The organism is Actinomadura livida, assembly GCF_014648675.1.
Lineage (GTDB): Bacteria > Actinomycetota > Actinomycetes > Streptosporangiales > Streptosporangiaceae > Spirillospora > Spirillospora livida.
Map to the genome: position 1 here is coordinate 1 of NZ_BMRO01000030.1, position 21,265 is coordinate 21,265.

Genomic DNA, 21,265 nt, shown 5'->3' on the forward strand with positions numbered 1-21,265 from the left:
CCCACGGCCACACCACCTACATCGAAACCAGCCCCCACCCCACCCTCACCACACCCATCCAACACACCCTCGACACCCTCGACACCACCACCGCGGTCGCCATCGGCACACTCCACCGCGACCACCCCACCTGGACCCGACTCCTCACCAACCTCGCCACCCTCCACACCCAAGGCTTCACCACCGACTGGACCCGCATCCTCGAAGCCATCGGCGTCCCACGGCCCGCGTCCCCGCTCGCGCTGCCCACCTACGCCTTCCAGAGGCAGCGGTACTGGCTGCGCGCCCAGGCCGGTGCCGCCAACGTGGCCGCAGCCGGATTGAAGGACGCCGAGCACCCGCTGCTCGGCGCCTGCGTGACACTCGCCGACGAGCAGACCACCGTGTTCACCGGACGCCTGTCCCTGGACACCCACCCCTGGCTCGCCGACCACGCCATCAACAACACACCCGTCCTCCCCGGCACCGCCTACCTCGAACTCGCCATCCACGCAGGCGACCACACCGGCACACCCCACCTCCACGAACTCACCCTCCACTCCCCCCTCACCCTCGATCGGGACGCGCCCGCGCTCGTCCAGGTCACCGTGCACGCGTCCGATGGGGACGGTCATCGCGCCCTGACCATCCACTCCCGCCCGGACGACGGCGACGACGAGCAGCCCTGGACCTGCCACGCCACCGGCGCGCTGACCCCCAGCTCACCGGCCGTTTCCGAGGCGCCGGACCTCGGCGTCTGGCCGCCGCCCGGCGCCCGCTCCGTGGCGACCGACGACCTCTACCGGCAGTTCGGCGAACGCGGTTTCGCCTACGGCCCGCTTTTCCAGGGCGTCCGGGCGGCCTGGCGCACGCCGGACGCCGTCTACGCCGAGATCCGGCTCCCCGACCCCGACGCCGCCACCGGCTACACCCTCCACCCCGCACTCCTCGACGCCGCCCTCCACGCCGCCGCCCTTGCCGCGGACGGTCCCGGCGACCAGGCCCACCTCCCCTTCGCCTGGGAGGACGTCACCTTCCACGCCGCGCGGGCGACGGCGCTCCGCGTCGCCATCACCCCCACCGGCGGCACCGGGGACCAGGCCACCGGCCTGGCCCTCACCGCCGCCGACCCGGCCGGCGAGCCGGTCGCCAGCATCGGCACGCTCACCCTGCGTCCCGTTGCCGGCGCCCCTGCGACCGTGCCCGTGCGCCGCGATCACCTGTACGCGCTGTCCTGGCCGCTTCTGTCGCCGGCCGAGACGGGCACTGGCGCCGCCGTCGCGGTCCTCGGCGAACGCGATCCCGGGTTCGCCGATGAGCTGCGCGCCGCGCTCGGCTATGGCGACCTCGACGAGCCGGGCGAAGACGGCCCTCCACCGGTCATCGTCATCCCGTGGCCCGCGGACGGCCGCGAGGACGGTGCGGAGGTGCTCGCACGCGCTCACTCGGCCTCGCGGGACGCGCTGGAGGTGCTTCGGCGATACCTGTCCGACGACCGCTTCGCCGGCAGCCACCTGGTGCTGCTGACCACCGACGCCACCGCGGTCGCGGAACCGGACGCGGTGGACCTCGCCGCGAGCGCCGTGTGGGGACTGGGCCGGACCGTCCAGGCCGAACATCCCGGCCGCCTCACGCTCATCGACATCGACCGGCAGCCCGCGAGCATCCAGGGGCTTCCCGCCGCGATCGGCGCCGCGCTGGACCAGGACGAGCCCCGCCTCGCCGTCCGCGGCGGCGACGTCCACGCCGCACGGCTGACCCGGACGACCAGCACCGCGCCCGAGGACGGAGCCGCAGCCGAGCAGCCGGCCTTCGCTCCCGGCGGCACGGTGCTGGTCACCGGAGGCACCGAAACCCTCGGCGCGCTGGTCGCCGAACACCTCGTCGCGGGGCACGGCGTCACCCGCCTGATCCTGGCCGTCCCCGAGCCGGGCGCCCCCGATGCCGAGGAGCTGCGGCACCGCCTGGAGGAACTGGGCGCCCACGTCACGATGACCGGCTGCGACACCGCCGACCCCGTCCGGCTCGCCGAACTCCTCGCGGCCGTCCCCGAGGCGCATCCCCTCACGGGCGTCGTCCACGCGGCCGGCGGCACCGCCGAGGAGGCGGGCGCCCTGCTCGCTCCCAAGGCGGACGCCGCCTGGAACCTGCACCACCAGACCCGCGACCTGCCCCTGACCGCCTTCATCCTGTTCTCCTCGGCCGCCTCCGTGCTCGGCTCCCCCGGTCAGGGCGCGGACGCCGCCGCCGACCACTTCCTCGACGCCCTCGCCGGCCGCCGGCAGGCCGCGGGCCTGCCCGCCCGAACGATCGGGTGGGGTCCGTGGCATCCGGAATCCGGTGAGATCGGCGCGCTGACGGCGGAGCGGGCACTCCGGCTGTTCGACGCCGCCCTTGCGACGGCGCGTCCCCGCGTCCTCGCCGTTCCCATCCGGGTGGGCGCGCTGCCCGCGCCGCCGCCCGCGCTGTTCAGGGGGCTCGTTCCGAGCACGGCCGCCCGGCCCACCGCCGGGGGCACGGCCGCTCACGCCAACGCCTTGGCCGAGCACCTGTCCACGCTCGGTCCCGACGAGCAGCACCGGCACATGCTCTCGCTCCTGCGCGGCAGCATCGCGACCGTGCTGGCGCACGCGACACCGGACAGCGTCGACACCGACCGCCCCTTCAACGAACTGGGCTTCGACTCGGCGATGTCGGTGGAGCTGCGGAACCGGCTCGGCCTGACCACCGGCCGGCGGCTGCCCGCCACACTCGTCTTCGACTACCCCACCCCCGATGCGCTCGCCCGCCACCTCAGGGACGTCGTGCTCGGCTCGAAGACGTCCCCGAGGACCGCGGCCACGTCCGTCAGCGCGGACGAGCCGATCGCCATCATCGGCATGGGGTGCCGCTACCCCGACGGCATCCGGACCCCGCAGCAGCTGTGGGACCTGGTCGCCGGCGGTGTCGACGCCATCGGCGAGTTCCCCTCGAACCGGGGCTGGCCGGTCGCCGACCTCTACCACCCCGACCCCGACCACCCCGGCACCACCTACGCCCGCGAGGGCGGCTTCATCTACGACGCCGACCACTTCGACGCCGACTTCTTCAACATCAGCCCCCGCGAAGCCCAAGCCACCGACCCCCAGCAGCGCCTCCTCCTCGAAACCGCCTGGGAGACCATCGAGAACGCAGGTATCGACCCCACCGCCCTCCACGGCACCCGAACCGGCATCTTCACCGGCATCTCCTCGCAGGACTACGGTTCGGGGCTCCCGCATCTGTCCAGCGAGTCCGAGGGCCATCTCGGCCCCGGGACGTCCGGGAGCGTGGCCTCGGGCCGGATCGCCTACACCTTCGGTCTGGAAGGGCCCGCGGTCACCATCGACACCGCCTGCTCCTCCTCCCTGGTCGCCCTCCACCTCGCCTGCCAAGCGCTCCGGCAGGGAGAGTGCGACATGGCCCTGGCCGGTGGGGCGAGCGTCATGTCCAGCCCCGGCGCGTTCGTGGTGTTCTCCCGGCAGCGCGTGCTCGCCCCCGACGGCCGCGCCAAGGCGTTCGCCGCGGCGGCCGACGGCACCGGATGGGCGGAGGGCGTCGGGCTGCTGCTGGTCGAACGGCTGTCGGACGCGCGCCGCAACGGCCACCCCGTCCTCGCGGTGGTGCGCGGATCGGCCGTCAACCAGGACGGCGCCAGCAACGGCCTCACCGCCCCCAACGGCCCCGCCCAGCAGCGGGTCATCGACCAGGCGCTCGCCACCGCGGGCCTGGATCCGGACGAGGTCGACGCGGTCGAGGCGCACGGCACCGGCACGGCGCTCGGCGACCCCATCGAGGCCCAGGCGCTCATCGCCGCCTACGGGCAGGGTCGCCCCGACGACCGGCCGCTGTGGCTGGGGTCGGTCAAGTCGAACATCGGGCACACCCAGGCCGCCGCGGGCGTCGCCGGAGTCATCAAGATGGTCCAGGCCATGCGGCACGGCGTCCTGCCGCGCACCCTGCACGTCGACGAGCCGACACCGCACGTCGACTGGTCCGCCGGAGCGGTGCGGGTGCTCACCGAACCGGTGGCCTGGCCCGAGACCGAGCGGCCGCGGCGCGCCGCGATCTCGTCCTTCGGGATGAGCGGGACCAACGCCCACACCATCATCGAGCACGCACCCGAGCCGGCCCCGGCGCCCGCCGGCGGACCCGCACGGGACGAGGCCGGTGACGGCCTCGCCGAGCGGCCCGTCCCCGAGCCGGTCGTCCCCTGGACGGTCTCCGGTAAGAGCGAGGCCGCGCTCGCAGCGCAGGCGGCGCGGCTGGCCGGACATCTCCGGGAGGGGCCGGAGCCGGAGCCCGCCGACGTCGCCTGGGCGCTGGCCACGACACGCGCGCACCTGGAACACCGCGCCGTCGTGATCGGCACCCGCGACGAGTTCGAGGCCGGGTTGCGGGCGGTCGCCGAGCGGCAGCCGTCCATGCACGTGGTCCAGGGCCGGGCCGGGCACACCGGCAAGACGGTGTTCGTGTTCCCCGGCGAGGGCTCCCAGTGGGCCGGGATGGGCGCCGAGCTGCTTCGGGAGTCGGACGTGTTCCGGGACCGGATCCTGGCGTGCGACCAGGCGCTCTCCCCGCACATCGACTGGTCGGTGACCGACGTGCTGACCGGCGCCCCCGGCAGCCCGCCGCTGGGGCGCGTCGACGTCGTCCAGCCGGTGCTGTTCGCCGTCATGGTCGCCCTGGCCGAGCTGTGGCGGTCGCTGGGCGTGGTGCCCGACGCCGTCGTGGGGCATTCCCGCGGCGAGGTGGCGGCGGCGTACGTGGCCGGGGCGCTGAGCCTCGACGAGGCCGCCGGGATCGTGGCGCTGCGGAGCCGTGCCCTGACGGCGCTGGCGGGCACCGGGGCGATGGCGACGGTGTCGCTGCCGGCGGAGACGACCGGCGAGCATCTGCGCCGCTGGGGCGACGACCTGGTCATCGCCGCGGTCAACGGCCCCCGCGCGACCGTCGTCGCCGGCGCCGCGGGCGCCGTCGAGGAGTTCCTGGCCTTCTGCCGGGAGAACCAGATCAACGCCGCCCCGGTCGACGTCGACTACGCCTCCCATTCCGCGCACATCGACACCATCGGCGACGAGCTCCGCGCGGCCGTCGCCGGCGTCGACCCGCGGCCGGCCGGCGTCCCGTTCTACTCCACCGTCACCGGCGGGATCGTGGACGGCACGGACCTCGACAGCGGGTACTGGTTCGACAACATCCGCCGCCCCGTCCGGTTCGAGGACGCCACCACCGCCCTGCTGGAGGACGGTCACGGCACCTTCATCGAGGTCAGCCCGCACCCGGTGCTCACCATCGGGATCCAGCAGACGCTCGACGTCGTGCCCAGGCCCGGCTCCGGCGTCCCGGCGGTCGTGACCGGGACCGTCCAGCGCTCCGACGGCGGCTGGCGGCGCCTGCTGATCAACCTCGCCGAGCTGCACGCGCGGGGCGTCCGGGTCGACTGGCCGCGGGTGCTGCGGGCGCTGGGCACCGCACCGCCCGCCCCGCCGCCGGCGCTGCCGACCTACGCCTTCCAGCGGCGGCCGTTCTGGCTGCGCGCCCCCGCCGGAGCGGCCGACGTCACGGCCGCGGGCCTGGAGACGGGCGGCCATCCCCTGCTCGGCGCCTGCGTGACCCTCGCCGACGAGCAGACCACCGTGTTCACCGGGCGGCTCTCGCTCGACGCCCACCCGTGGCTGGCCGACCACGCCATCGCCCGCACCCCCGTCCTGCCCGGGACCGCCTACCTGGAGCTGGCCGTCCACGCCGGCGACCACACCGGCACCCCCCACATCCAGGAACTCGCGCTCCACACCCCCCTCGTCCTGGACCCCGCGTCCCCCGCCCGGATCCAGGTCACCGTGGAGGCCCCCGGCGACGACGGCGCCCGTCCGCTGGCCATCCACTCCCGCCCCGACGGCGGACCCGACCTCACCGGCGAGCGCGCCTGGACGTGCCACGCCACCGGCGTCCTCGCCCCCTCCGGAGCGCGGCCCGAGACCCCGGACATGACCGCCTGGCCCCCGCCCGGTGGACGGCCGGTCCCGGTCGAGGACCTGTACCGGCGGTTCGACGAGCGCGACCTCAACTACGGGCCGCTGTTCCAGGGGGTGCGCAGAGCCTGGAGCAGCCCGGACGGCATGTTCGCCGAGATCGAGCTCCCCGACCCCGACGCCGCGACCGGCTACACCCTGCATCCGGCGCTGCTGGACGCCGCCATGCACCCCACCGCGCTGGCCGCCGACAGCACCACCCACGACCAGGACGGGCACCCCTACCTGCCGTTCACCTGGAACGGCGTCACCGTGCACGCCGCCGACGCAACCGCCCTGCGGGTCGCCATCACCTCCAGGAGCGGAGACAACGGCAATGGCAGCATCGCCATCACCGCGGCCGACCCCAGTGGGCGGCTCGTCGCAACCATCGACACCCTCAATCTGCGCCCGTTCACCAGCGACCTGTCCGCGGGTTCCGGGGCCGCCCCGCGCGACCAGCTGTTCAGCCTGGACTGGCCGGCCTTGGCATCGGACCCCCCACCCGGACCGGACGGCCCCTACGCCGTCCTCACCGAGCACGACCCCGAGCTGGCGCAGGCGCTGCAGGCCGCACTCACCACACCGACCCGCGCGTTCGCCGACCTCGCCGAACTCGGCGCGAGCGCGAACGGCACCGCCCCGCCGCAGATCGTCCTCGTCCCCTGTCCCGGCGACGGCGGCGGCGATGACGAGGAGGTGGCCGGCCGTGCCCACGCCACCACCAAGCGCGTCCTGCGGCTCGTCCAGCAGTACCTGACCGACGACCGCTTCACCCAGAGCCACCTGGTGCTGCTGACCACCCGCAGCACCACGGCCGGCGGGCTGGAGACGGTGGATCTGGCCCAGTCGACGCTGTGGGGGCTGGTCCGCAGCGTCCAGACCGAGCACCCAGACCGGATCACGATCATCGACCTCGACGGCCGCGCCGCCGGATTCCAGGTCCTCGGCTCCGCGATCGGCGCCGCGCTGGAGCACCGCGAGCCGCAGCTCGCCATCCGCGGCACCACCGTGCACGCTCCGCGCATCGCCCGCCTGCCCGCCTCCGGCGGAACGGAGACCGGCGGCGTCCCCGGCACCGCGCCCGCCGCCCTCGACCCGGACGGCACCGTCCTGGTGACCGGCGGCACCGGGACCATCGGGCGGCTGATCACCGAGCACCTCGTCACGGGCCACGGCGTCACGCACCTCATCGTCGCCAGCCGCAGCGGCCTCCGGGCCCCCGAGGCGCAGGAGCTGCGGCGCCGGCTCGAAGAGCTGGGCGCCGAGGTGACCGTCGCCGCCTGCGACACCGCCGACCCCCGCATGCTCGCCGACCTCCTGGCGGCCGTCCCCGACGAGCACCCGCTGACCGCGGTCGTCCACGCGGCCGGGGTCATCGACGACGGGATCGTGACCGCCCTCACCCCCGACCGGATCGACACGGTCATGGCCCCCAAGGTGGACGCCGCCTGGAACCTGCACCGGCAGACCCGCAACCACCCGCTAAGGGCCTTCGTGCTGTTCTCCTCCGCCGCCGCGACCTTCGGACCGCCCGGCGCGGCCGGTTACGCCGCGGCCAACGTCTTCCTGGACGCCCTGGCGGCGCACCGGAGGGCCGAGGGGCTGCCGGCCCACTCCATCGGCTGGGGCTACTGGGAGGAGGTCACCGGCATGACCGCCCACCTCACCGACACCGACCGCAACCGCGTGGCCCGCAGCGGCATGGTTCCGATCACCAACGAGCAGGGCCTGGAGCTGTTCGACGCCGCGCTGGCGTCCCCGCGCCCCCACCTGCTGGCCACGCCGATCAACGTCGCCAACCTGGTCGCCCCGCCCCCGCCGCTGTTCCGGGCGCTGGTCCCGGGCGGCACCGTCCGGCCCTCGGCGGCGGCCGGCACCAACGCGGCCCGGCTCGCCGACGAGCTGGCCGGCCTCACCCCCGACGAGCAGCACGAGCACCTGACCGGCCTCGTCCGCGGCAGCATCGCCGCCGTCCTGGCCCACGCCACGCCCGACGGAGTCGACACCACCCGCCCGTTCAGCGAGCTGGGCTTCGACTCCCTCACCGCGATCGAGCTGCGCAACCGCCTGGCCACCGCCACCGGGCAGCGCCTGCCGGCCACGCTCATCTTCGACTACCCCACGCCCGGCGAGCTGGCCCGGCACCTGCGGGCCCAGATCGCACCAGCGGCCGTTTCCCCGGCGCAGCTGCTGCTCCAGCAGCTCGACAAGGTCGAGACCGCCCTTGAGGCGATCGCCGCGGAGGACGGCGCCGGGACCAAGGTCACCACGCGGCTGCAGGCACTGCTGTCCCGCTGGAACGACCTGCGGAAGGGCGCGGACCCGGCCGCGGTGACCAGCCGGATCGAGTCGGCCACCACCGACGAGATCTTCAGCTTCATCGACCAGGAACTGGGCCGGAGCTCCTGAACGGGCAAATGGCCGGGCGGCCGGGGGAATCCCCCGGCCGCCCGGCCGTTTCGCTGCTCGGTTCCTTGTGCCGGACGCTCCGGCTACCTGAGCGCCCTGCCGGGCTCGTAGCCGACCGCCGACAGCTCCTCGGCGGTCAGCGGCGGATCCTCCAGCACCGGCAGCCGCGGGCCCCGCCTGATCGCGGACACGATCTCCGCGTCCTCGAACCGCGTGGCCGGCGCCGACGTGGCGGTCACCGCGGACAGCGCGGCGTTCACCACCGGCTCCCGCAGCGCGATGCCCGTCACCAGCTCCGCGAACTGGCGGCGCATCGCCGCCTCATGGGTCAACCGGGGGTCGGTGGTGGTCGCGTAGCAGTCCGGATAGTAGATGTCCTGGCTGGTCGCCAGGATCCACGGGTCATCGACGATCGCGCACATCGCCCGCTGGGCGGACCAGGCCAGGCCCGGGCCGAGCCCGCCGGGGCGCAGGGCGGCGTCCAGCGCCGCGGCGCAGTGCGCCGCCGCGCACATGCCGTGGCCGTACACCGGGTTGAACGAGGCCAGCGCGTCGCCGAGCACGACGAGGCCCTCGGGCCAGGAGGCGGCCCGCTCGTAGTGCGTGCGCCGGTTGGCCGTGGAGCGGGTGCGGTACACCGGGGAGACCGGCTCCGCCAGGGCGAGGAGCTCGGCGATGATCGGGTGGCGCAGGCTGCGGACGAACGCGTCGAACTCGCCCTCGTCGGTGGCCGGGCTCGCGCCGCGGGTCCCGGACAGCGTGACGATCCACCGGCCGTCCTCGATCGGCAGCAGCAGCCCGTTGCGGCCGGGCACCGGGCGCCGGTAGTCGGCGTAGAGCGCGACGATCGGGAAGTCCACCGCGCCCTCGGGGGCCCGGTAGAGGCGGGTGGCGTAGCCGAGCCCGGTGTCGACGATCTCCTCCTCCACGGCGGGGACGGCGCCCGTCCCGGTCGTCCAGGACTTCAGCCGCGACCCGCGGCCGGTGGCGTCCACCACCAGGTCGGCGTCGAGCAGGGCGGTCGAGCCGTCGTCCCGGCGCCGCACCCGCACGCCGGTCACCCGGCGGGGCCCGCCGCACACCTCCACGACCTCGGTGTCGTCGAGCAGCGCGACCCCCGGCTCGGCGAGGGCCTGGTCCCGGATCACCCAGTCGATCAGGGCGCGGCTCGCGCCGATGATGTACTCCGTCGCGGGGAAGCGGTGCTGCCAGCCCAGCGCGGTGAGGGTGACCATCTGCTGCGGAACGCCCACGTGGTGCGCGCCCGCGGCGAGCAGCCGGGCGGTCGTCTCGGGCAGGACCGAGTCCATCGCCCGCGCGCCGCCGGACCACAGGATGTGGGCGTGCCGCGCCTGGGGCAGCCCCTTGCGCAGCTCCGGCCCGCCGGGGAGCCGGTCTCGTTCCACGATGGTGACGGCGTCGAGGTGGCGTGCGAGGACGGCGGCCGCCAGCATTCCCGCCAGGCCGCCGCCCACGACCACGGCATGCGTCGAACCGGTCATCGGCAGAAGGGTTCCTTTCCGTGCGGGCGGCCGTCCGGGGGCGCCGTCTAGGACTCCGGCGTGCGGAGGGGCGGGGGGCCGGCGTCCCGGAGCGGCAGGTCCGGCGCGCCCGTGCGGCCGGCCAGTCTGCGCCACGCGCGGCGCCCGAACCAGGCCGCGCTCAGCGCGGCCCGCTGCGGGGTGTAGGCGCCCCGCATCCGCATGATGGATCGGGCCGTCCATATGCGGGCGTCCACATGGTGCGCCGGGGATCCGTGCACGTCGTCGTTCTCGACGAGGTGCAGGCGGCGCACATGGTCCCTCAGGAACCGCAGGTCGCCGCGCGGGATGATCTCGTCCCGGCGCGCGGCCATGTAGTGCACCGGGATGTCGAGCCCGGTGAGGTGTTCAGCCGTGAGCGCCCACGCCGGGAGTTCCCCGTGGAGCCGGGCGGGTTCGGTGCCCATCAGGTGGGCGAGCGTGTCGACGGTGACGCGGGGAAGCCCGCGCTGCCACGCGCCGTCGGTGAAGAAGCGGTTGACCGGCGCGCCGGCGGACACGACCCCGCGGATCCGGCGGTCGTCCACGGCGCAGCGCAGCGCCAGGTGGCCGGCGAAACTCGGCATGATCGCGTAACTGCGGGCGGCGTCGGCACGGTCGCCGACCGCGTCCATGATCGCCGTCAGCATCCGGTGGCCGTCCGGGGTGTAGGGCAGCGTGTTCTCCCCGATGCCCGGCAGTTCGGCGACGACGGCGGCCAGCCCCGTCCGCCGGAGGTTCAGCAGCGTGTACGCCCACTGCTCCTTGATGCTGACGATGCCGCCCATGAGGATCAGCAGGGGCGGGCGGCGCTCGCGGGACAGGCCGGTCGCGTAGCAGCGCACCAGGCCGTCGCCGGCCGCGACGTCGAGGCGCTGGATGCCGGTGTCGTCCCGGCGGAAGCGGTCGAACACCTCCACGCACCTGCGCTGAGCCTCCTGCCGGGCGGGGCCGTCCGGGTAGGGGAACCGGGCCAGCATGTAGTACCGGCAGGCGTCGTAGAGGCGGCCCTGGCGGTACTCCAGGTCGCCTTCGGCCACCCAGGCGCGCACCCACGAGCCCGGGGCGTCGCCGTCGTCGTTGCGGATGCGGCCCAGCAGTTCCCGGAGCCGCTCGGGCGGGATGCTCTGGGCGCGGGCGTGCGCGATGATGTACCGCTTGAGCTCGCCGACGTCGTTCATCGCGCCCCCTTCCCGGGGAGCGGGCGTTCCCGGGCGGCGGCGCCGCCGTCCGCGGGATCGGTGAAGCCCTCCAGCGCCTCCTTGATCTCGGTGAGGACGTCGGCCGCGTGCGCCCCGTCGATGACCCGGTGGTCGAACGCCAGGTTGAGCTGCATCACGGGCGCCGAGCCGAGCACCCCGTCCCGGACCACCGGCCGCTCGGTCGTCTGCCCGACGCCCAGCGTGATGGTCGTTCCGCCGAAGGAGTGGAAGCCGTTGACGGGACGGTGCGCCAGCGACGTGAGGGCGAAGGTGCCCATCGTGCGGGGGCGGCGCCGGAGGCTGGACACGGCGGAGCTGTTCGCCCAGGACCGCAGCGGCCACGGCATGCGCTGCATCTTGCGCAGCCCCGCGAACTCGGGCATGCGGTCGGGGTCGCCGCGGCGCCAGTACTCCAGCTCGTCCTGGATCTGCTCCAGGCTCGACCGGTGCACCCCGGTGAGGAGCGCGGCGAGGACGACCCGCTGCCCGTTCAGCCGCTTGTCCAGCGCGACCTTGGCGTTGACCGTGGGGTAACGCGCGATCCTCGGCCGGCCGCGGCCCCTGATCGCCGCGTTGGCGTCCGGGTGGCGGGCCAGGACCCGGCCCGCGGCGTGCAGGACGCAGGCGACCGTCGAGCAGCGGCGCCCCGCCCGCTCGGCGGCGCGGCGGTGCGCCACGACGGCGCTCATGTCCACCTCGGTGTCGAGGAAGACCGGCGCGGCCCCCCTGGCCCAGGACAGGAAGGTCAGCGTGTGCCGGCGTTCGGCCGGGACGGGCACGCTCACCGCCCGGTCGCCTGGCGGGTCGCCGGCCGGGGCGCCGTCCGCGCCGGGCCGCCGGGCGGTCACGTCCGCTCCAGCGCGAACCCGCTCTTGATCCACTTGCTGGACTCGATCGCGACGCCCACCGCCCGGTCGCCGGCGCCCATCGCCTCCAGGGCGCGTTCGAGCTGGAAGAACACCAGGCCGTTGCCGCAGTTCCCGATCTCGTGGACGCGGGTGATCTGCCGCGCGTGCGGGACCGCCAGGCGCTCCCCGATCAGGGTGCTCATGCGGCCGGACAGCTGCGGCGGCAGCAGGTAGCCCAGGTCGGCCTCGCTCCAGTCCAGGTTCTCGAGCAGCTCCTTGAGCACCTCGACGGCCATGACCGGGACGCGCTCCTCGATCGCCTTGTAGTCCTCGGTGGCGGCCGGCCGGTCGAACGTGCGGTTCGCGCCGTACCAGGCGAGCGTCTGGCCCGGTTCACGGCCCAGCCCGACCAGGCGGGTGAACAGGCCGCGCAGCAGGGCCGCGCCGGGGTCCGGTTCCCGGCGGAGCACGACGGCGCCGGCGCCGTCGCCGAAGAGCACCAGGTTCACCAGCTCGGCCGGGGGGAGCCTGCTGAAGTCGGCGTCGGGCACGACGTGCTTGGCGCACACGTCCCCGCCGAGCACCAGGGCCGTGCGGTACTGGCCGGTGGACAGGAGCTGGCTCGCCACGTGCATCGCCTGCACGGCGCCGGAGCAGCCCGACTGGAGCTGGAAGCTGGGGACGCCGTCGATGCCGAGCCGGTCGGCGATCTGGTTGACGGTCGCCGGCATCAGCAGGTCCGGGGTGGCGGTGCCCATGACCACCAGGTCGATGTCGCCCGGTTCGAGGCCTGCGGACTCCAGCGCCTTCCGCCCGGCCTCCTCCCCCAGGTCCGCCAGCGTCGCGCGGGCCTCCCCGGTCTCCAGGTCGATGGCGAGGTGGCGGCTGGTCGTCCCGATGAACGTGTTGACCCAGTGCTCCCAGGGCGTCCCGAAGCCGAACCGCTCCGCCAGCGCGGCCGTTCCGATCGCCTCTCCCGGGAGTCCCGTGCCCGCCGACACGATGCCGATATCCGAGCGGTACATGGCTGTCCCTTCCCTCGTGGCGGCGCCGCTCCCATGATCGGCACCCGCGCTAAAGCCCCGCTTATGCCGTGCTTCCGTGCTCCGCCTTCCGGGCGAGGGTGATGCCGTCCGCCATCGGGAGCAGGCACACCTCGACGCGCTCGTCCCGGTGCAGCAGCGCGTTGAGCTCCCGGACGGCCCGGGTGTCGGCGTCCGCCGGGTCCGGGTCCAGGACACGGCCGAAGAACAGCGTGTTGTCGAACACGAGCAGGCCGCCGGGGCGGACCAGCGGCAGGGCCGCCTCGAAGTAGCGCGGGTAGCCGGCCTTGTCGGCGTCGACGAACACCAGGTCGACCGAGCCGGCGCCGATGCCGTCCGGCGGGCCGGCCAGCGTGGCGGCGGCGTCGCCGAGCCGGAAGTCGATCTTCCCGGCGACCCCGGCCCGCGCCCAGTGCTCGGCCGCGACCGCGCTCCACCGGTCGCTGATGTCGCAGGTGACGAGGCGGCCGCCGGGCGGGAGGGCGCGCGCCATGCACAGGGCGCTGTAGCCGGTGAACGTCCCGATGTCCAGCACGAGCCGGGCGCCGGTCAGCCGGACCAGCATCGCCAGCAGCTGCGCCCCTTCCGGGACGACCTGCATCGTCGTCCCGCCGAGCATGCCCGCGGTCACCCGGCGCAGGTCGCGCAGGACCTCGTCGTCGTCCAGCGAGACGCCCCTGGCGTAGTCCAGCAGTTCAGGGGTCACCTCCAGGTACCCGGCCATGTCAGATCACGGTTCCGCAAAGGCCGGGCGCGATGAGCCGCATGGTGGTGGGCTCCTGCTGCGGCGCGGGCTCCAGGTGGAGCCTGACGGTGCCCTCGTCCCCGGCGGGCTCGGCGAGGCCGTCCCGGCACCGGCAGGGGGCGTCGCCGAAACCGGCGAACCGGTAGGTGACCTCCATGATGCGGTTGCGCTCGGTGGGGCGGAAATCGGCGAGCAGATGGACGCCGGCTTCGGCCGCCTGCCCGATCAGCCAGCGCAGGATCACCGATCCGACCCCGAACGACACCACGCGGCACGAGGTGGCGAGCAGTTTCACGTTCCACACCGGCGGGTGCCGCTCCAGCAGCAGGACGCCGACCGCGCCGTGCGGGCCGAACCGGTCGGTCAGCGTCGCCACCAGGACCTCGTGGCCCGGATCGGCGAGCAGGCCGCGCAGCGCGGCGTCGGAGTAGTGCACGCCCGTGGCGTTCATCTGGCTGGTGCGCAGCGTCAGCTCCTCGACCCGGGTGAGGCGCTCCCCGTCCGCCCGCGCGACCTCCAGCACCATGTCCAGGGACCGCAGGAAGTCCTCGTCGGGCCCGGTGAACCCGGCGCGGTCCGCGTCGCGGGCCAGCCCGGCCTGGTACATCTCGCGGCGGCGCCGGGCGTCGACCGTCACGACCGGGGGGCTGAACTCGGGCAGGGCGGGCAGCTCGGCCGCCCGCTCGGCGGGGTAGCAGCGCACCCGCGGCAGGTGGAACGCGACCTCCGCGCGCTCCGCGGGCTGGTCGTCGATGAACGCGATGGTGTGCTCGGCGAAGTTCAGCCGCTCGGCGATGTCCCGCACCGCGTCCGACTTGGGGCCCCAGCCGATCCGGGCGTGCACGAAGTACTCCGCGACGCCGAGCCGCTCCAGGCGCCGCCAGGCCAGGTCGGGGTCGTTCTTGCTGGCCACCGACTGCAGGATGCCGCGGGAGTCGAGTTCTGCGATGACCTCGCGGACGGCGTCGCCGAGCCGCACCTCCCCGTCCTCCAGCAGGATGCCGGACCACAGCGTGTCGTCCAGGTCCCACACCAGGCACTTGACCGTCGCCGGCGGGTCCTCGGGCGGGCCGGCCGGCGGGTCGTCGCGCACGCTTCGGGCCTCCATGGTCGCCTTCCTCTCGGTGGTCGTCGCGCTCGTCATGCCGGCGCGGTCAGCGCGTGCCGCGCCAGGATCAGCCGGCAGATCTCGCTGCTGCCCTCGATGATCTCCATGAGCTTGGCGTCCCGGTACGCGCGCGCCGCGGCCCGCCCGTCCCGCGCCCCCGCCGAGCCCAGGACCTGCACCGCGGCGGACGCGCCCCGGACGGCGTTGACGGCGCCGACGTGCTTGGCCAGCACCGCCGCGGTGGCCGTCTCGGGAAGGCCCGCGTCCCAGCACCGGCTGGCGTGCTCGCAGGTCCGCGTGGCGACCTGCTCCCCGACGAGGATCTCGGCGAGGTGCCCGGCGACGAGCTGGTGGTCGGCGATCGGCCGGCCGAACTGGACGCGGGAGCGGGCGTGGCCGGTCGCCTCGTCCAGGCAGGCGCGCAGGATCCCGACGCATCCCCAGGCCACCGACAGCCGGCCGTAGGTCAGCGGCGGCGTCACCAGCAGCTCCGCGGATCCGGCGGTGCGCTCCAGCACGCTGTCCGCGGGCAGCCGCACGGAGTCCAGGTGCACGTCGGCGTGTCCGGCGGCGCGGCAGCCGAGCGGGTCGGGCACCCGCTCCACCCGCACGCCCGGCGCGGACGCCGGCACCAGTACGGCGGCGAAGCCGTCCCCGAACCGGCCGAACACCACCAGCAGGTCGGCGTAGGCGGCTCCGGTGATCCAGACCTTGCGGCCGTCGACGACGACCGTGCCGCCCTCGGCCCGGATCCGGGTGTCGATCGCCGACAGGTCGCTGCCCGCGCCCGGTTCGCTGAACGCCACGGCGGCGAGCCGGCCGCCCGCCAGCTCGGGTAGGTGCGCCGCCCGCTGCGCGGCTCCGCCCAGCTTCTCGATGGTCCACGCGGCCATGCCCTGGGAGGTCATGAGGCTGCGCAGGGAGCTGCACAGCCTGCCGACGCCCGCGGTGAAGGCCCCGCCGTCCGCGGCCGTCAGCCCCGGCCCCCCGTACCGGGCGGGCACCTGGGCGCACAGCATTCCCCGGCCGGCGAGTTCGCGCACCAGTTCCAGCGGCAGCCGGCCCCGCCGGTCCCACTCCTCCGCCTGGTCGCCGACCAGCTCGGCGACCCGTGAGGTCATCGCGCCGGGCCCGCCGAGCGCGGTGTCAGCGGTCACCCGGGGCCTCCCGGGCCGGTGGCCGCCAGCCGCTCCACCAGCGCCACCATGGCGCGCACCGTCCGGAAGTTCTCCATCATCAGGTCCGGTCCCGCGATGACGATGCCGTAGGTGCTCTCCATGTAGGTCACCAGTTCCATCACGAACAGCGACGAGACCCCGGCCGCGGCGAGGTCGTCGTCCGGCCCGATGGGGTTCTTGGTGCGCACCTCCAGGAAGGTGCGCAGGTCCTTCTCGATGTCCGGCGGAGCCGCCGCACGGCTCTCCGCCCGGTCGGACGACGTGGTCACGGTCGTGCCTCCAGGTAGTCGTAGAACCCGCGCCCGCTCTTACGGCCGAGGTCGCCGGCGCGCACCTTGTCCAGCAGGAGGTCGCAGGGGCGGCAGCCGTCGTCGCCGGTGCGCTCGTGCAGCACCCGCAGCGAGTCGACGAGGTTGTCCAGCCCGATCAGGTCCGCGGTGCGCAGCGGGCCGGTGCGGTGCCCGAGGCAGTCCTGCAGGAGGGTGTCGACGTCCTCGGCGGACGCCCGGCCCTCCGCCACGATGCGCGCCGCGTCGTTGATCATCCGGTGCAGGATGCGGCTGGTCACGAACCCGGGCCCGTCGCCGACCACCACGGCCCGGCGGCCGAGGTCCGCGAGCAGCCCGCGCACCGCGGCCATCGCCGCGGGCGCGGTGCGCGGCCCCTGGACGACCTCCACCGTCGCGATCAGGTAGGGCGGGTTCATGAAGTGGACGCCGACCAGGTCCTCCGGGCGGCCCATGCCCCGGGCCAGCTCGTCGATAGGGATCGAGGAGGTGTTGGACACCAGCGGCGTGCCCGGGGCGGTCGCCGCCGCCGCGTCCGACAGGGCCTTGGCCTTGGCGGCGGTCTCCTCGGTGACGGCCTCGATCACCGCGGCCGCCCCGGCCATCGCGTCGGGGGCGGTGCTCGTCACCAGCTCGCCGTCCGCGCCCTCCCGCGGCAGCGCGCCCATGAGACGGGCCAGCCGCAGGTGCCGGGAGACCTCCGCGCGGACCCGGTCGAGCCTGGACGCGTCGGTGTCGACGAGCACGACGGGCCGCCGGTGCCCGAGGAGCAGCGCCGTGATGCCCGCGCCCATGACTCCCGCGCCGAGGACGGCCAGCGGCCGGACTTCCTGATCCCGCGTCACCGGTTCTCCGTAGCTCGTCGGGGCCATCACTCGGCGGGCTCTCCGAACCAGGCGGCCAGCGCCGGGCGGAGCCCGCCGGCCGCGGCGGCGGTCTCCCCCGCCCAGGCGATGTGGCCGTCGGGGCGCACGAGGACCGCCGACGCCGGGATCTCCGGCGCCGGCTCGGCCGCGACGACGTCCACCCTGTCCTTCCATCCGGTGACGTCCGGCGGCTCCGCGCCCCCGGACAGGTCCAGCAGGACACCGCGCGCGGCGTGCAGCGTGTCGGCCACGGGGACCTCCCCGCCGGCCGTGCCGAGCCGGACCAGGGGCACCCGGCGGCCCAGCAGCCCGTCGCCCCCGCCCGCCGGGTGGCGGGCGTCGGTGGCGGCGCGGACGAGGTGCCGGTTCACCACCTCGTGGTCGAGCAGCTCGCCGAACACCTCGCGCAGCGCGCTCGGGCCGTCGGCGGTGTCGAGCAGCGCCATCTGCGCCCGCCCGTACACGCAGGCGCGGCGCCCGTAGGGACGGCGTTCGGCCTCGTAGGTGTCCAGCAGCCCGGCGGGCGCCCGGTCCTGCACGTCCGCGGCGAGCTTCCAGCCGAGGTTCACCGCGTCCTGCAGCCCGATCGTCACCGCGTGCCCGGCGGGATGGAACTGGAAGTGCGCGGCGTCCCCGGCCAGGAAGACCCGGCCGTTGCGGTAGTGGTCGGCGAGGATCGTGACGTTGCCGTGGCGGCGCAGCCAGAGCGGCTCCTCGACGGTGGGCCGCTCGCCGGTGATCCGCTCGATGCTCGCCCTGACCTCATCCAGCGTGACCGGCCGGTCCGGAGGCGGCGCCTCGACCCCGATCTCGATCGTCATCAGGCGGAACATCGTGGACGCGTCGCCGAACTGGCCGAACATGCCGCCCTCGTGGAAGGACCCCGCGCCGACCGGCCCCGCGTAGCTCCCGACGTCGGCGAGGAGCCCGTACCAGGACGGCCCGCTCCTGGTCACCGCGAACCCGGCGAGCTCGCGCACCGCGCTGTCCTCGCCGTCGCAGCCGACCAGGTAGCGGCACCGGATCTCCTCCTCGCCGAGGGGCGAGCGGACCCGGGCGGTGACGCCTTCCTCGTCCTGGCTCAGCCCGATCAGCTCGTGCCGGCGCAGGATCCGCACGCCGCGCGCGGCGGCGTGGTCGCTGAGGACCCGCTGGATGTGGTTCTGCAGGAGGACGACGGAGTGGTCGGTCTCCGCCAGCTCCGACATGTCCAGCCAGAAGCTGGCGAAGTGGAGCCGGTCCCAGACCAGGGGCTCGCCGTGCTCGCGGCGGAGCGGCTCCATCAGGCCCCGCTGCTCCAGCAGCTCGACGGAGCGGGCGTGGATCAGTCCCGAGACCGTCCTGTCGTCGATCTCGGGACTCCGCTCGATGACGACGGCCCGCACCCCGGCCAGGGCCAGCTCGTGAGCGAGCATCAGGCCGACCGGGCCCGCGCCGACGATGACAACGGAATCGCTGACAACGGAATCGCTCATGACACCTCGTTCGTTGGGGACGCGTGCGCCGCGGGAAGGTCCGGCGCGTCGCCGGACTCGGTGGCGGGCCCGTCCTGCGCGGCGAACTCGCCGTTCAGGAACCGGGCCATCGCCGACGGGGTGGCGTTCTCGAAGACCGCGACCGGGGAGATCTGCAGGCCGGTGGCCTCGGCCAGGCGGGTGCTCAGCTCCAGTGCGGTGAAGGACGACAGGCCCAGGTCCAGGAGGCTGTCGTCGGGCTTGACCTCGTCCGCCGACGCGAATCCCAGGACGGTCGCGGCGCGCCGGTGGACCAGGTCCAGCAGCAGCCGCTCCCGTTCGGCCTCCGGCACGCCGGCCAGGCGGCGCCGCAGTTCGGCCGCCCGCCCGGCCGCCGCGCCGCCGTCGCCGTCCGGTCCGGCGATGCGCCGGACCTCGGGGATCTCGTGGAAGAGGCGGCGCGGGGGCGCACCGTCCCGGCTGGACACGGCGCGCTCCCAGTCGATGTCGGCGACGAGCAGCGGGGAGCCGGCGCCCACCGCCTGCCGCAGCGCCGCGACCGCCTGGCCCGGGGGCAGCGCCCGCATCCCCCACTCCCGCAGGGCCGGGACCGCCGTCTCGGGCGCGGCGGACGGCTCGGGTTCGCCGGTGGGGCCCACGGCGATCGACGCGACGGTGTGGCCGCCCTCTTCCAGGCGGGCGGCGAACGCGTCCAGGTAGGCGTGCGCGGGAGCCTGGTCTCCCAGCCCCGCCCCGCCGAGCGCAGCCGCGGCCGAGGTGACGAACAGGAACATCGGCGGCTCCGCGGTGGCCGCGAACGCGGTCAGCGCGGCCGCGGCGTCCTGGACCGCGGCGATCTCCCGGTCCAGCGCCGCGATGTCGGCGGGCCCGGCTCTCCCCGCGTCGAGGTCCGCGACGTGGACGACCGCCGCGATGTCCCCGCCGCGCGCCTCCGCATCGGGTTCGGCGATCTCCGCGTGGACGCCCAGGGCCTTCAGCTCGGTCAGCAGGTCGCGGGTACCGGGGTCCTGGGCGGCGGCGGGGCCGGCGAAGACCATGCGCTCCGTCCCGCCGCCTGCCAGCCATCGAGCGGTGTGGGCTGCCGGCGCCGTGACGGCGCCGGTGAACACCACCGGCCCCGGCGGCACCGGGCTCCCTTCGGGCGGCTGCCCGCCGGAGGGCGTGCGGACCAGCCGCGACGCGTACGCGACCGGTCCCCGGACGGCGGCCTGATCCGCGGCGCCGCCCGCGAGGACGGCTCCCAGCCGGGCCCGCGCGGCCGCGTCCAGGTGCTCGGGAAGGTCGATCAGCCCGACCGGTCCGGACGTGCGCTCTTCGGCCGCGACCTGGCCGTAGCCCCACAGCAGGGCCTGGAGCGGGTCGGGGCCGGGGTCGGAGCCGTCCGCCCGGACCGCGCCGCGGGTCGCGATCCACAGCGGAGCGTGCAGCCCGGCCTCATCCAGCGCGCCCACCAGCGCCACCGTCAGTGCCAGCCCGGCCGGGACCGCCGACGTCCCCGGCTGGATCTCGCGATCCAGGGCCAGGAGGGACAGCACGCCGCTGACCGCGGTGTCCAGGGACATCCCGCGCAGGAGGCGGGAGAGGGTCTCGCCGTCCCCCGCCTCGACCGGGACGACCCGTGCGGCCGCGCCCGCTCCGTCGAGCATCCCGAGCACCTCCGTCACCGGGGGCGCGTCGGCCAGGGCGGCCGGGACGGGCACCAGCCAGGTACCGGACATGCTCTGGGACGGCGCTTCCGGCAGGGGCGACCACCGGATCCGGTACTGGCATCTGCGCCGCCGCCGCCACACGGACAGCGGGGACAGGACGTCGCGCATGGCCTGCCGCTGCGTATCGTCCAGGTCGAGAGCGACCGCCACCGACGCCAGGTCTCCGCTCTCCACCGCGTCCCAGAACCCGGCGTCCTCCCCGCCGCCGTCCTCGCCGGTGCCCTGCTGCTCCCCGGGGTGCAGCCAGTAGTGACGCCCCTGGAACGCGTACGTGGGCAGCGGCACCGGGCCGTCGGGCCGCGGGGCGCCGACCGCGTCCAGGACGGCGGGCCAGTCCACCGTCCCTCCGGCGACGTGCACCTGCCCCACCGCGGCGAGCAGCGCCGGCAGTTCGTCCCGGTCGCCGCGCAGCGTGGCCGCGAACGCCGGCCGCGCACCCGTGTCGTTCTCCTCTTCCAGGCAGCCGTGCGCCAAGGGGGCCAGCACCGTGTCGGGGCCGACCTCCAGGAAGATCCCCGTCCCCTCGCGCCGCAGGGTCCGCACCCCGTCGTAGAACCGGACCGGCTGACGGGCCTGGTCCACCCAGTACTCCGGGGAGGTCATCAGCTCCGGCTCGCCCAGCTCACCGGTCACGTTGGACACGATCGGGATCCGCGGCGGGCGGTACTCCAGTTCCCGGGCCGCCTTGCCGAACTCCTCGGCGATCGCGTCGATGTGGTGGGAGTGGAACGCTCGGCTCACGCGCAGGACGCTGGTCCTGACCCCCCAGATCCGCCAGAAGTCCACGATTTCGTTGACGGTTTGGGTGTCGCCGGAGATGACGGTGGAGGTGGGGGTGTTGTGTGCGGCGATGTGGGTGTG

Annotated in this window: 12 protein-coding genes; 1 reads left to right on the forward strand and 11 read right to left on the reverse strand. The window is 75.0% G+C overall.

Going from position 1 to position 21,265, the window contains the following annotated elements:
• Nucleotides 1-8,423: type I polyketide synthase (locus IEZ03_RS36705; protein ID WP_189241277.1), on the forward strand; the 8,423-nt coding region annotated here is incomplete at its 5' end.
• An 83-nt stretch (nt 8,424-8,506) separates the two neighbouring features.
• On the opposite strand, the gene IEZ03_RS36710 is transcribed toward IEZ03_RS36705, so the two are convergent.
• From IEZ03_RS36710 to IEZ03_RS36760, 11 genes are all read right to left on the reverse strand, one after another.
• Nucleotides 8,507-9,925, reverse strand: coding sequence for an FAD-dependent oxidoreductase (locus tag IEZ03_RS36710; RefSeq protein WP_184885458.1), 1,419 nt, complete (start codon nt 9,923-9,925; stop codon nt 8,507-8,509).
• A gap of 47 nt (nt 9,926-9,972) precedes the next feature.
• The gene (locus IEZ03_RS36715; protein ID WP_184885460.1) at nt 9,973-11,124 is read right to left on the reverse strand and encodes an alpha/beta hydrolase; all 1,152 of its coding nucleotides are present in this window, start codon (nt 11,122-11,124) and stop codon (nt 9,973-9,975) included.
• Nucleotides 11,121-11,993, reverse strand: a complete 873-nt coding sequence (locus IEZ03_RS36720) for a 2-oxo acid dehydrogenase subunit E2 (RefSeq protein ID WP_184885462.1) — start codon at nt 11,991-11,993, stop codon at nt 11,121-11,123. Before IEZ03_RS36720 ends, IEZ03_RS36715 begins: the two co-directional genes overlap by 4 nt.
• Entirely contained in the window at nt 11,990-13,018 is a 1,029-nt protein-coding gene (locus tag IEZ03_RS36725) for a 3-oxoacyl-ACP synthase III family protein (RefSeq protein ID WP_184885464.1), read from the reverse strand. Before IEZ03_RS36725 ends, IEZ03_RS36720 begins: the two co-directional genes overlap by 4 nt.
• Before the next feature lie 61 nt (nt 13,019-13,079).
• Nucleotides 13,080-13,760 (reverse strand): O-methyltransferase, encoded by a 681-nt coding sequence (locus IEZ03_RS36730; protein ID WP_184885466.1) that lies wholly within the window; start codon nt 13,758-13,760, stop codon nt 13,080-13,082.
• 1 nt (nt 13,761) lies between these two features.
• On the reverse strand, nt 13,762-14,889 hold the full coding sequence (locus tag IEZ03_RS36735; protein WP_184885468.1) for an HAD-IIIC family phosphatase: 1,128 nt from the start codon (nt 14,887-14,889) through the stop codon (nt 13,762-13,764).
• A gap of 32 nt (nt 14,890-14,921) precedes the next feature.
• Nucleotides 14,922-16,046: an acyl-CoA dehydrogenase family protein gene (locus IEZ03_RS36740; RefSeq protein WP_229808820.1), complete on the reverse strand. Its 1,125-nt coding sequence runs from the start codon at nt 16,044-16,046 to the stop codon at nt 14,922-14,924.
• Nucleotides 16,043-16,336, reverse strand: coding sequence for an acyl carrier protein (locus tag IEZ03_RS36745; protein WP_184885470.1), 294 nt, complete (start codon nt 16,334-16,336; stop codon nt 16,043-16,045). Before IEZ03_RS36745 ends, IEZ03_RS36740 begins: the two co-directional genes overlap by 4 nt.
• Nucleotides 16,333-17,199 (reverse strand): 3-hydroxyacyl-CoA dehydrogenase family protein, encoded by an 867-nt coding sequence (locus IEZ03_RS36750; RefSeq protein WP_229808821.1) that lies wholly within the window; start codon nt 17,197-17,199, stop codon nt 16,333-16,335. The genes IEZ03_RS36745 and IEZ03_RS36750 overlap by 4 nt, the downstream gene beginning before the upstream one ends.
• Before the next feature lie 26 nt (nt 17,200-17,225).
• Nucleotides 17,226-18,695 (reverse strand): FAD-dependent monooxygenase, encoded by a 1,470-nt coding sequence (locus IEZ03_RS36755; RefSeq protein ID WP_184885474.1) that lies wholly within the window; start codon nt 18,693-18,695, stop codon nt 17,226-17,228.
• Nucleotides 18,692-21,265: acyltransferase domain-containing protein (locus IEZ03_RS36760; protein ID WP_189241278.1), on the reverse strand; the 2,574-nt coding region annotated here is incomplete at its 5' end. The genes IEZ03_RS36760 and IEZ03_RS36755, both read right to left, overlap by 4 nt.